Annotated in this window: 18 protein-coding genes; 1 reads left to right on the top strand and 17 read right to left on the bottom strand. The window is 70.5% G+C overall.

The window, feature by feature from the left end:
- Positions 1-65: 65 nt before the first annotated feature.
- The 12 genes from EYR15_RS13895 to EYR15_RS13840 form a co-directional block, all read right to left on the bottom strand.
- Positions 66-557 (bottom strand): NlpC/P60 family protein, encoded by a 492-nt coding sequence (locus tag EYR15_RS13895; RefSeq protein WP_245498327.1) that lies wholly within the window; start codon positions 555-557, stop codon positions 66-68.
- Positions 550-1422: a DUF2163 domain-containing protein gene (locus EYR15_RS13890; RefSeq protein WP_131004159.1), complete on the bottom strand. Its 873-nt coding sequence runs from the start codon at positions 1420-1422 to the stop codon at positions 550-552. Before EYR15_RS13890 ends, EYR15_RS13895 begins: the two co-directional genes overlap by 8 nt.
- Positions 1423-1462: 40 nt before the next feature.
- Positions 1463-2086 (bottom strand): DUF2460 domain-containing protein, encoded by a 624-nt coding sequence (locus EYR15_RS13885; protein WP_131004158.1) that lies wholly within the window; start codon positions 2084-2086, stop codon positions 1463-1465.
- A 120-nt stretch (positions 2087-2206) separates the two neighbouring features.
- The gene (locus EYR15_RS13880; RefSeq protein ID WP_131004157.1) at positions 2207-2752 is read right to left on the bottom strand and encodes a phage tail tape measure protein; all 546 of its coding nucleotides are present in this window, start codon (positions 2750-2752) and stop codon (positions 2207-2209) included.
- Positions 2753-2764: 12 nt separating this feature from the next.
- Positions 2765-2908 carry a phage tail assembly chaperone gene (locus tag EYR15_RS13875; RefSeq protein WP_245498333.1) on the bottom strand — a complete coding sequence of 48 codons (144 nt, stop codon included), beginning with the start codon at positions 2906-2908 and terminating at the stop codon, positions 2765-2767.
- Positions 2909-2928: 20 nt separating this feature from the next.
- Positions 2929-3300 (bottom strand): gene transfer agent family protein, encoded by a 372-nt coding sequence (locus EYR15_RS13870; RefSeq protein WP_131004155.1) that lies wholly within the window; start codon positions 3298-3300, stop codon positions 2929-2931.
- A gap of 143 nt (positions 3301-3443) precedes the next feature.
- Positions 3444-3854 carry a phage major tail protein, TP901-1 family gene (locus EYR15_RS13865; protein WP_131004154.1) on the bottom strand — a complete coding sequence of 137 codons (411 nt, stop codon included), beginning with the start codon at positions 3852-3854 and terminating at the stop codon, positions 3444-3446.
- A 26-nt stretch (positions 3855-3880) separates the two neighbouring features.
- Positions 3881-4291 carry a DUF3168 domain-containing protein gene (locus EYR15_RS13860; protein ID WP_131004153.1) on the bottom strand — a complete coding sequence of 137 codons (411 nt, stop codon included), beginning with the start codon at positions 4289-4291 and terminating at the stop codon, positions 3881-3883.
- On the bottom strand, positions 4288-4611 hold the full coding sequence (locus EYR15_RS13855) for a head-tail adaptor protein (protein WP_245498326.1): 324 nt from the start codon (positions 4609-4611) through the stop codon (positions 4288-4290). The genes EYR15_RS13860 and EYR15_RS13855 overlap by 4 nt, the downstream gene beginning before the upstream one ends.
- Positions 4608-5141, bottom strand: coding sequence for a head-tail connector protein (locus EYR15_RS13850; RefSeq protein WP_131004152.1), 534 nt, complete (start codon positions 5139-5141; stop codon positions 4608-4610). The genes EYR15_RS13855 and EYR15_RS13850 overlap by 4 nt, the downstream gene beginning before the upstream one ends.
- A gap of 73 nt (positions 5142-5214) precedes the next feature.
- The gene (locus EYR15_RS13845; protein ID WP_131004151.1) at positions 5215-6483 is read right to left on the bottom strand and encodes a phage major capsid protein; all 1269 of its coding nucleotides are present in this window, start codon (positions 6481-6483) and stop codon (positions 5215-5217) included.
- A 70-nt stretch (positions 6484-6553) separates the two neighbouring features.
- Complete coding sequence (locus tag EYR15_RS13840; protein WP_131004150.1) at positions 6554-7081, bottom strand: HK97 family phage prohead protease; 528 nt, start codon at positions 7079-7081, stop codon at positions 6554-6556.
- A 73-nt stretch (positions 7082-7154) separates the two neighbouring features.
- Here EYR15_RS13840 and EYR15_RS13835 point away from each other — a divergent pair, with 73 nt between their 5' ends.
- A complete protein-coding gene (locus EYR15_RS13835; protein ID WP_131004149.1) occupies positions 7155-7466 on the top strand; it encodes a hypothetical protein in 312 nt (103 codons plus the stop codon).
- 4 nt (positions 7467-7470) lie between these two features.
- On the opposite strand, the gene EYR15_RS13830 is transcribed toward EYR15_RS13835, so the two are convergent.
- The 5 genes from EYR15_RS13830 to EYR15_RS13810 all read right to left on the bottom strand — a co-directional run bounded on the left by EYR15_RS13830 (position 7471) and on the right by EYR15_RS13810 (position 11033).
- The gene (locus EYR15_RS13830) at positions 7471-8634 is read right to left on the bottom strand and encodes a phage portal protein (protein WP_131004148.1); all 1164 of its coding nucleotides are present in this window, start codon (positions 8632-8634) and stop codon (positions 7471-7473) included.
- A gap of 73 nt (positions 8635-8707) precedes the next feature.
- Complete coding sequence (locus tag EYR15_RS13825) at positions 8708-8872, bottom strand: type II toxin-antitoxin system HicA family toxin (RefSeq protein WP_131004244.1); 165 nt, start codon at positions 8870-8872, stop codon at positions 8708-8710.
- Positions 8873-8898: 26 nt separating this feature from the next.
- Positions 8899-9147 (bottom strand): DUF1902 domain-containing protein, encoded by a 249-nt coding sequence (locus EYR15_RS13820; RefSeq protein ID WP_131004147.1) that lies wholly within the window; start codon positions 9145-9147, stop codon positions 8899-8901.
- Between the two features lie 148 nt (positions 9148-9295).
- Positions 9296-10615: a DNA-packaging protein gene (locus EYR15_RS13815; protein ID WP_131004146.1), complete on the bottom strand. Its 1320-nt coding sequence runs from the start codon at positions 10613-10615 to the stop codon at positions 9296-9298.
- A complete protein-coding gene (locus tag EYR15_RS13810; RefSeq protein WP_131004145.1) occupies positions 10569-11033 on the bottom strand; it encodes a hypothetical protein in 465 nt (154 codons plus the stop codon). The genes EYR15_RS13815 and EYR15_RS13810 overlap by 47 nt, the downstream gene beginning before the upstream one ends.
- Positions 11034-11063 lie beyond the last annotated feature (30 nt).

Genomic DNA, 11063 nt, shown 5'->3' with positions numbered 1-11063 from the left:
CCCAAAGCTCCTCAGCACGAGGAGCATCGAGAACCTCAAACGGTCCTCATGCTGAGGAGCCCGCGTCAGCGGGCGTCTCGAAGCACGCAGGCGGTCTCAGCGGCTGGAAACCGGAAGCGCCCGACGATCCGCCGCTCCCACGCCTCCGGGATCGGCGTCTCGGTCACGGCATGGCCGTCATAGGCGTGCACCATCATCCGCGCGCCCGTCGCGATCCCGGCGTGTTTCGCCGGGCCGCCACGCGCGACGCGGAACAGCAGCACGTCGCCAGGTTCGATCGGCCCCGCCTCCTGCCGGACCAGCCAGCGCAAAGCGGCGTCCAGCATCGGCTCGCCGGCGCCATCCTCGGCCCAGGAACGGGCGTAAGGCGGCAGGTCTTCCGGCTCCGGTCCGATCAGCGCGCGCCAGACGCCGCGGATGACGCCGAGGCAATCGGCGCCCGCGCCGCGCAAGGACGCGCGATGCCGGTAGGGCGTGCCGATCCATGTTTGCGCTTCGCTGACGACCAAGGCGCCGTCGAGCGTTGCAGGCCGCTCCTCACACAAAGCGTTAACCAAGCCGGCCTCCGTCATTGTCGCCGCTGGAGCGCGCCGGAGCGCCGAGCCAGTCATTGCCGGGCATGTCAGGAAAACCGCGGAAGTTCAGGCGGTTGCCAAAGCGGCCTCGACAGGTGGCGAAGCTCTTGTCGCAGCCCGCGGTGACGACGAAGCCGTCGCCGGCCGCGATCGGCATGGCGGCCGTTTCGGCGAGCTCCGCCTCGGCCTCCACATGGCGGCGAAGCTCCCCGGCCGCGCCGGCGTTGGCGCCGCTGGTCCAGACGATCCGTCCCAGTGCGAAGCTCGACCCGCGCCCGGCAAGCGCCGTGGAGACGAAGCCACGCGAGCCGCGAACCTCCGTCACCACCCCTTCGACGCGATGCTGGGGCAGCGTCAGATCGACCTTGCACCTGGCGTCGCCAAGATCCGCGTCGCAGGCGCGCTGGTAGACCCGGCCGCGGGGTTGCGCCAGTGCGTGGGTCAGGCTGCGAAGCTCGGCGGAAAAGGCCGCGCTTTCGCGCGCGACTTCCCCCAGCGCGCCGGAAAACAGCAGCAAGCGGTTTTCCGGCGCCGACCAGTCCACAAGGTAAAGCGCGACGGAGGCGCCGTCATAGGCGCCGCGGGCGAGATCGGCTTCGGTGAGCCCGGAGTCGTCGAGCGCGCCGACCACATCGAGGCCGGAAACCGCGAGCCCGAGCGCGCTTTCGGCCGCGGACGCCGTCATGCCCGTCGCGGCGCGATAGGTCACGCCATCGAAGGCGAGGTCTTCGTCGTGGTCGGTGAAGCCCAGCGTCGCCCCATCCCGCCGCGTCAGCCGCCAGCAGCGGGCGAGCGTGGTGACGCCGGAGGCGAGCGAGGCCGCGAGAGCAGGAGGGATGTCGCGCATGTCATGTCTCGTCTAAAGGTCGCGCTTTAGAGAGCGACGGCTACGCCAGCCTGATCTCCACAAGCGGCACGGAGGGCACCGAGCCGGCCTCGAACGCCGCGAGGTCGACCTCCAGCCGGTCCGTGTCGAACCGCACAGGCGTGTCGAAGCGGAAGCCCGCGGTCACGAGCGCAGCCGGCGGGGGCGCCGCGTCAAGCAGCGCCGCGCCGTCAGGCTGGAGCGCGAACGCGGTCTCGACGCCCGCGACAGCGATCCGCAGCGTGCCCGCGACAGGCTTTAGGATCGGCCGGACGTAAGGGTCATACGCGGCGCCGTATGTTTTCGTGAGCGCGAACCGCCGCGTCATCCCGTCGCCTGTTCCGAGACGCTGGTCGAGCGCGGTGATCTGGGTCCCGGGCGGCGCGGAGGAATGATCGAGCGGGTCCTGGAAACGAAATCCGACGAGCCGCCCGCGCCGCTCCTCGAAGAACGCCAGCACGGCCGAAAGCTGGACGAGCGTGCGCACGCCGAGCCCGGCGTCCCACCGCCGGCGCGAATGCGCCCAGACGGCGTTGCGCTCTTCGAAGCCGGAGCCGAGCGTCGCGATCTCCGTCCGCCGCTCCGGCCCACCCTTCGCGCCGCGCGCAATGTCGGTCGGGAAGCGGATGTCGTGGAAGGGGGTCATCAAGAAGCTCCGTCATCACGGCCGAGCAAAGCGAGAGCCGGGATCGTCAGCAGAAAGAGGCGCATTCGCGGAGGACGATCCCGGATCGGCCTTGCGGCCGTCCGGGATGACGGCTTGGCTTCACAACCCCCGCCGCCCACGCGCCACCGCGCGGGCGAGGGCTGCCGACACCTGGGTCTCCGAACGGCGGAACCCCTCGACGTCGGGCGTCGCGATGTTGATCGTGATCGGCCCGTGGCCTGAACCGCCGCCGGCCACGCCGAGCCGTCCGTCCGCGCCGCGGGCGAGCGGCAGCACGGCCTCCGGGCCAGCTTCGCCGGCGAGAGCCAGCCCCGCGCCGCCGGAAAGCACGGTAGGTGCGCCGAGCACGCCGCCTTTCGCGAAGGGCGTGACGCCGCCCAGAAGTCCTTTGGTCAGATTGCCGAACAGCCCGCCGAGCGCGGTTTCGACAGGTTTGAGCGCGGCCGACAGCGCGATCTCGGACAACCGGCTCCCGAGCCCGCGCAGCACGTCGCTCAGAGAGCGGCCCTTGACCACGCCGCCTTCGAGCGCGTCGCCGATCGCCCGGCCGAAGCCGCGCGACAGCCGCTCCGCCTCGGACAGCTCGCGGCGGAACCCGCTCATGTCGACCGAGACGCTCAAGCCGATCGGGTCCTGTACGGCCATGTCCAAAACTCCTCAGTCGGGAAAGCGCGCCATCAGGCGTTCGAGTTCGGTTTTCCGGAGCGGCGCGCCGGCGGGGCTGCGTCCGCGCACGCCGTCGAGCGCCGCCGCCATCTCCCGCGGCGTCGCGCGCCAGAAGGCGTCCGGCGCGAGCTTCAGGACGCCGAGCCCGAAGGCAGTTAACGCGTCCCAGGGAAAGGGGTTTTGGGGTCCTCCCCCGCCTCCCCGCCCGATGCCTCTCCGCCGCCGAACGTGACCTGCAGCAGCTCGGCGACCGCTGCGACGAAGCCCGCCGCGCCGTCTTCATGCGTCATCCGCGCGACGTCGGCCTCGGAGGCGTCGTCGCCCGCGCCGCGAAGACCCGCCGCGAGGATGGTCGTGGCGTCGCGGGCGGACAGCCGGCCGCTCTCGAGGCGTTCGGCGAGGGCCGTGAGGTCGTCGACCCCGAAGGCTGATTCGAGCTCGGCCAGCGCGCCGAGCGTCAGCACCAAGCGGCGGGGCCGACCGTCGAACACGGCCTCGACCTCGCCGCGGCGTCGGTTCGCGGGCATGGGGGAAATCCTTCAAAACGAGGCGTCATCCCGGCCGTAGCCGAAGGCGAAGAGCCGGGATCGTGCGACGGACAGGGCGCTCGATCCTGGGCGCGATCCCGGCTCGACGCGGCTCTGCCGCCTCGTCCGGGATGACGGCGACGTCAGATCGCGGTGAAGCTCAGCGCGCCGGCGCTTTCGAGCGCGAGGTCGTAGGCGACCTCGCCGGCATGGTCGCCCTTGAACTCCAGCCCCGTGATCTGAAACGGGCCCTGGATGCGGCCGAAATCCGGCACCACGATCTGGAAGTCGGCGATCGCGCCGTCGAAGGCGAGGCCGCGCATCAGCGCGTCGGAGGCCTCGTCGCGGAACACGCCCGCCCCCGCCACGCTCGCCTTCTTGGCGCCGGCGCCGGCGAGGAGCTCGCGCCAGCGCCCGGCGCTTTCGGAATGGGTGACGTCCACCGGCTCGGAATTGATCGAGAACGAGCGGGATTTGAGCCCCGCCACGGTGACGAACCCTCCCGCGCCGTCGGCGACCTTCACGAGCAGGTCCTTGCCCTTCTGGATGGCCATCGTTTTCTCGCTGTTGGTGGTGCGTGCTATTCAGCCGGCTCCGTGACCGCCCGAAAGGTGACGGTCGCGCGTCTCAGCCCGTCTTCGGCGATCTTGGCGGCCTCGGTCGCGATCCAGTCGAACGACGCGACCCGGTGCCCCGTAAGCGCGAGCGCCGGGCCGTCGGCTGCGCGGGCGAGACGGTCGGCCGCCTTCAGCGCTTCCGATAAGCCCCCCTCGCGCGACCAGATCTCGACCGCGAGCTCGTGTTCTTCAGCCGGCGCGAGATCGCCGGAAAGGTCGCGCGCCACCGCGACGCCCAGCGCCACGTAAGGCGGCGCGGCGCCGCGCGGCGGCTCGTCGTAGATCCGCGGGCCGCCAAGCAAGGCGGAAAGCGCGGCGTCTCCGATCAGCCGCTGGCGAAGCGCAATGCGGAGAGCGAGCGAGGCGGCGCTCATGCCGAAAACTCCTCGCAGAGCAGTTCCTCGAAGCGGCCGTCGGAATCGAGCGGGCGGACCGAGAGCACGGCGAAAGCCTGGTCCCGCCAGCGCAGCCGGAAGCCTCCGCCGAGGTCGCCGCGCGCGCGGATCGTCACGCGCCACAGCGTTCTTAAGCCGAGCGCCCGCCCCTTCTCCTGCTGGTCGGAAGAGACCGGCTCTACCTCGGCGAAGGTCTCGGCGAGCGCCGCAAAGCCCCGGACGAAGCCGCCGACGCCGTCCTCGATATCGGCCGGACGGTCGATCGCGACGCGCCGGCGCAACGCTCCCGGCCCGCTCACAGCGCAAGGTCCCGATAGGGCGCGACGAGCGAGGCGACGTCCGCGGGCGTCTCGCCTCGCGCCTCGCGCCGCTCGAAGAAGTCGGCGGTGAGCCGGCGGATCGCGAGCTTCAACGATTCCGGCACGTCCTCCGGATCGCCATAGCCGACGGCGAGATCCGCCTCGACCATGCGGCCGGCGGGGGCGGCTGCGAGGATCGTCAGCCGCTCCGCGCCCGAGTCGAACCGCCACTGCTCGGGCGACAGCGTGGTCCAGCCGCCGTCCGCGCGCTGAAGGCGCACCGCCTCCACCTCGCGCACCGGCCGCGGCTTCAGCGCGATCGAACCGCCACCGCAGGGAAAAGCCGCGGAGAACCGCCAGCGCTGCGCGACGAGCACCCGTCGGGTGAGCGCCTCGACCTGCCGCGCAGCGGCCGCGACCAGGCTCGCCACCAGCTCGTCCTCGGCGTCGTGCTCGAGGCGCAGATAGGCCTTCGCCTGGCCGAGCGAGATCGGCTCGGCCGCAGGCGCGGTCAAGATTTGGGCGGGCATGACGATGTCCTGGGAAGGATGAGGCGCGAGTGATCCCTCCCCCCGCGTCAGCGTGGGGAGGGATGAGAGCCGTTCAGCTCGTCGCGAACTTCAGCGTCTTGATGGCGTCGAAGTCCTGCACGCCGCCGCCCACCCGCTTGGTCGTGTAGAACAGCACGTAGGGTTTCGCCGTGAACGGATCGCGCAGGATGCGCACGCCGATCCGGTCGACCACGAGATAGCCGCGGCGGAAGTCGCCGAAGGCGATGGCGTGGGCGTCGGCCGCAATGTCCGGCATCGCCTCGGCCTCGGCGATCGGAAAGCCCATCAGCGTCGCGGTCGCGCCTGCGGTCGCAGGCGGCTCCCAGAGATAGCGGCCGTCGGCGTCCTTCAGTTTGCGGATCGCAGCCTGGCTGCGCCGGTTCATCACGAAGGTCGCGTTGCGGCGATAGCCCGAGCGCAGCGCATAGACGAGGTCGAGCAGCGCGTCCGAGGGCGTGGCCGCGGCGAAGGCGCCGGCGGCGCCGGTCGGCACGTAGCCGATCTTGCCCCAGGTCCAGCTGCTGTTCGCGACCTTGGGCGGCGTCAAAAACCCTTGAGGCCGCGTGGTCCCGTCGCCGGTGACGAAGGCGACGCTCTCCTGCTCGGCGAAGGCGGTCTCGACCTCCTCGGCGATCCAGCGGTCGAGATCGACCGCCGCGTCGTCGAGCAGCGTCTGCGTCGCCGCCGGCATCGCGAACAGCTCCATCGCGGGGAAGGCGAGCTCGTCGAGATTGGGCGTTGCGGATTGGACCCGCGCCGCGGTCTCCGCGGCCCAACCGGCGGCGAAGCCGTCGGTCGCGAACGGCTTGCGGAAGACGGAGGTCGTCACCTGCTGGACCGAAGCGATGGCGCGGATCGGCGAGACCTCGGCGAGGCGCCGGCCGATCTCACGCTCGGTCGCCTCCGGCACGAGGTAGCCGCCCTGAGCGTCGGTGACGGCGGCGAGCGCCTTCGATTCCAGGCTCTTCAGCGAGGACACCTCGCCGCGCCGGACATAAACGTCGAACGCCGCCTTGTGCTCGCGCGGCGCGGCATGGTCGTGACCGTCGGCCGCCTGAAGCGCAGGGCGACGCGCCTTGGTCGTCAACTCGGCCAGCGTCTTCTGCTGGCGGTCGAGCGCGTCGTCCAGTCGGGCGAGCTTCTCGCTCGTCACGGCGTCCGGCATCCGCGCCTCGATCTCGGCGAGACGCTCGTCATTGACCTCCTTGAAGGCCTCGAAGGAGCGCATGAAGTCGTCGAAGGCGGTCACCACCTCGAGGCTCGAAGGCGCCGCCTCCGCCGCCTTGGTCTCGGGAGAGCGCATGGTCGCGAGTTCGGTCATGGATTGGAGCCTCTGGGGATGAAGCCGCCGAGGCGGCGGGGAAGATGGAGCGCCGGGTAGGCGGCTCAGCTCAGAGCCGGGAGGCGGGCGCGACGGTTCTTGAGGAGAACTGCCGCTTCACGTTCGCCACCCGTGCGTCGGGCAGCATCGGGAAGGTGACGACCGAGATCTCCCAAAGGTCGATCTCGATCAGCCTTCGGACCCCGCCGGCCGCTCGCGCGGAGCGCACCGCGCGAAAGCCGATGGACAGGCCGTCAAGTCCGCCTTGCCTGAGCAGCGCGTGCACCTCCCGGGCGCGGGCGACGGCGAGGTTCAGCCGGCCGAAGACCCGCAGGCCGCGGACATCCTCGGAGATCGACGTCCAGGCGCCGATCGGCTCTGCGGGGTCGTGTTGGAACAGGAACCGCACCCCGCGCGCCCCGCGCCGCGCGAGGGAAGCCGCGAACGCGCCGCGCTCCACCCGGTCGCGGCCGAGATCGACCACGCCGAACAGGCTGGCGTACCCCTCGACCGTGCCGTCGGCGGAGACTGCGGGCGCGACGGGCAGGCGCTTCAATTCGGGCGCGAGCGTTCGCGCCCGCAGATGCGGGTTGGGCATGATCTCGCTGTCCGTGAGCGTTATGAAGCGGGTCCGCCTATCCGGCGGAACGAAGCGTCGGCGACGAAGACAGATGAAGAAGACGGCCGCCCTGCTAGCCCTGCTCGCCACGCCGGCGTTTGCGGCCGAACCTGCGCTGCTCCGCGAGCGGATCGGCAATCTCGGCCTGTTCGCGGGCTATGTCGTCGCCTGCGGCCTCGCCACCGAAGACGAAGCGTCGGCGATGGTGGCGAAACTGAGCGAAGGCCTCGGCGCGCCGTTCGATGCGGAACAGGCGGAGGTGCTTCAGAAGGCCCGCGCCGCAGCGAAAAAGGTCAATTGCGACGACGGCCCTTTGCGCGACGCCGTCAGAAAAGGCTGGCGGAACTACCAGGAGGCGAAGTGAACGCTCACCCGACACGCGGCTGGTAGCCGACCGCGGCGCGCTTTTCGTCCTCCTCGAGAAAGTCGGCGTCCGTCACGCGCCGCCACAGCGCCTCGCGCTCGGTCGAGAGGGCCTCGATGGCGTCGAGATCGGGCGTCAGCGTCAGCTCGGCGTCCCAGGCTGGGCCGAGCCAGCCGGCGAGCGAGCGCGCGACGCGCGTCAGCAGCGGGATGACCGTCTGGCGCCAAAGCGCGCGGTTCGCCTCGGCGTAGTTCGCATAAGTCGCGTCGCCAGGGATGCCCAGCAGCATCGGCGGCACGCCGAAGACCAGAGCGATGTCGCGCGCCGCGGCGTTCTTGGCCTGCAGGAAGTCCATCTCCTGCGGCGTCAGCGCCATCGGCCGCCAGTCCAGTCCGCCGTCGAGCAGCAGCGGGCGTCCGGCGTTCGCGGCGCCGGAGAACTGCGCCTCAAGCTCGGTCTTCAGCCGCTCGACCTGGTCGTCGGAGAGCCCCTGCCCTTCCGGCCCCTTGTAGACCAGCGCCCCGGAGGGCCGCGCGGCGTTGTCCAATAGCGCCTTGTTCCAGGCCGAGGCCGCGTTGTGCAGGTCGATCGCAGCCGCCGCCGGCTCCAGCGGGCTCAGGCCATAATGATCGTCGAGCGGGTGGTGCAGCGTGATATGCAGGATCGGCGGGACCGGCTCGGCGCGCTGGTCGTAGCGCGCGACCTCCGCCCCGCAGCGGTATTCGTAAGCCTCCGGCCAGCCGTCGGCGCCTGCAATCAGCCGCATGCGGTCCGGCCGCAGCGCATGGAGCTCGCGCGGCTCGCCGTCGACCACGACCGCCTCGAGATAGGCATCGCCCGAGACCAGCAGGTTTGCGACCACGGTCTCGATCAGGCCAGGCCGGCCGAGCCTGCCGTCGGGCCGCGCGAGAAGCGCGATCAGCGGGTGAGCCTCGTGCTCGCTGTCGCCCTCGGTCAGCACCAGCGGCACAGAGCTAGCGGCCTCCGCCACCATGCGCACGGCGCGGTGGACGATCGGGTTCTTCTGATAGCCCTCCCGGGCGAGACTCACCGGATCCCGCGCGCTCCAGACCGCCGCGCCCCCGCCGGACAACGCGATCAGCGCGCCCAGCGCGGACGACTTCCGCGTCGGCGCAGACCGGAAGAAGCGAGACAGAAGCGAGGCCATGCGCGGTCTCCGCGAGGACATGAAAAAGCCGGGCGCGAGGGCCCGGCTGGATTTGCGTGTTCGAGGGACGCGCTCAGAACGCCTTCGGCAGCCCGGCGTCCTTCAGGATCTTGTTCGCCGTATGCCGCGACTGGATGTTCACGGGGACCGTGAACGTTCGTCCGCTGATCGGGCTCGACCAGATGTCGTGATCGCCCTTGCCATGGCGCAGGAAGACGCAGCCAGCGGCCGCGAGCATGTCGCGGATCGCGCGACCAAAACCATTCACGCCGCGAGGTCGAACGTCAGCCGGGTGCTAGCGTGAGCGATCACTTCGATCGCGACGTCGCCGGTGCGAAACGGACCGTCGCCGTCGCTTTCGAGCAAATCGTGAATCGCCGGCGGCAGCTTCTCGACGAGTTCCTCGACCGACGCGGCTTCGAGATTGAGGCCGGGGATGTCGCTCGTCTCGACGAACCACACGCCCGCTTCCGCGTCATATGCGGCTTTCACCACGATGAGTCCGCTACTCATGCGCGACGCTCCGGCGTTTCGTCCGTGACCGACATGCTGACCATTGAGGCTTTTACTAACCGTTAAGGAGCGATCCGAACAGCGACCCGCTCTTCTCAAATAGGCGAGCGACTGGTTCAGCGAGAAAATAGGCAAACCGCGGGCCACCTCACAACGCCAGCACCCGCGGGCCCCTGCCCTTCGCGGACAACATGAGGTGCGTGACCGCCCACACCAGGGCGTCGACGCGATCGGGGGAGCGGCCGTTCGAGAGGCCGTCGAGCCCGAAGACGGCCATCTCGTCCTCGAGTTCGGGATAAGCGCCGACATGGCGCACGCGGCCTTGTGCGTAGAGCGCCGCCACCGGCTCCGCCCTCAGCCATTTTCCGCGCGTCGCCCGCACCGCGATCACAGGGATCTCGGCGTCGGCCTGAGCGATCACGGCGCGCACCATGTCGCCGCCCTGGTTGACCTCGGCGACCAGCGCGTCGGCCTCGAGCCTCCGCCACAAGGCGACGGCGCGCGAGGCCCAGACATCCGGCCGCGAGGCGTGCAGCGTCTCATCCGCAAGCACATAGGCGCGGCCGTCCGCGCCCAGCCCAACCGCCACGATCCCGCAGGCGTCCGAGCGCACGCCACCGGCCGGGGGATCGACTGCGACGACGATGCGCGTGAGCTCCGGCGGGACGAGGATCTTTGCGCGCTCGATCGTCTCACGGGTCCAAAGAGCGTCCTCGCGATCCTCGAGCAACTCGCCGTCGAGCTCCTGCCGGCCGAGCCGCGTCCCGGCATAGGTCCCGACGACCGCCTGCAGAAAGCTCGGCGCGAGGTTCGGAGCGTTGGCGCTGGTCGCGGCTCGCGTCACCGTGGTGCGGGGGTCAGCGAGGAGCCGCTTGATCAGCGGCGCCGCGCGCGGCGTCGTGGTGGCCACCTGCCGAGGGTCGCGGCCGAGGCGCAGTCCAAACTGCAGCATGTCCCAGGTCTCCTCCGCCCGCCGCCATTTGCCGATCTCGTCCGACCAGGCGGCGTCGAACTGCGGCCCGCGCAGGGCTTCCGGGTCTTCCGCCGAAAACCCCTGCGCGATCGCTCCGTTCGGCCAGACCAGCCGCTTACGGCTCGCCTCCCAGCTTGGCCGCTCGTCCGGCGCATGCACGGCGAGCAGGCCGGAGACGCCGTCGATCATCACTTCGCGCAGGTCCGCATAGGTCTCGGCGACGAGCGCGATGCGCCCGGCGGGACGTCCTGAGAAACACGCGCCGCGGCCCAACGCTGCGGCGCGCACCCATTCGGCGCCGGCGCGAGTCTTGCCGGCCCCGCGGCCGCCGAGCAGCAGCCAGGTCGTCCAGTCGCCGCCGGGCGGCAGCTGGTCGTCCCGGCCCCAGACGGCCCATTCGTTCGTTAGGAATGAACTCTCATACGCGACAAGCGTATGGAGAAACGGTTCAACCGTTTTCGCGCCGCAGCTTCTCAAGACGGTCCGCAAGCGCATCGCGGAGGGCGTCAAGATCGGCGGGAGCGACATCCTCGTCCTCAGGCTTCACGCGGCTGCGGCGAGCCGCGTCCTCGTCATATTTCTGCAGTTCGATGAGCGTCCGCACGAGGGTCGAAAGCGTTCGAGCCGCGCTGTCGGCGCCACCGAGAGCGCCAGCCTTTTCAAGCACGCCTTCGACCGCCTCGATTTCTCGCTCGACACGCGCGCGGATGCGACGAACCGTCTGCGCCCGCTTTCCTTTTTCGAAACGGATCCAGCCGTCCTTCTTCGCCATGCGCGTCAGCGAGGCCGGCAGGATTCCGACGCGCGCCGCTATGTCGACCTGGGGAATCTCGGATGTCTCGAACAGGCGCCGGGCCTCCTCGCGGCGGGCGGCGTCGATCCGCGGGGCGGCTCGTTTCGGCGTAGGCGTCATGACAGCCTCCTCGTCCGCCTTCGAGCCAGG

The organism is Hansschlegelia quercus, assembly GCF_004310425.1.
In the GTDB taxonomy this organism is placed as follows: domain Bacteria; phylum Pseudomonadota; class Alphaproteobacteria; order Rhizobiales; family Methylopilaceae; genus Methylopila; species Methylopila quercus.
The sequence above is the reverse complement of the archived record's forward strand: the minus strand, read 5'-3'. Positions and strand labels throughout refer to the sequence as shown.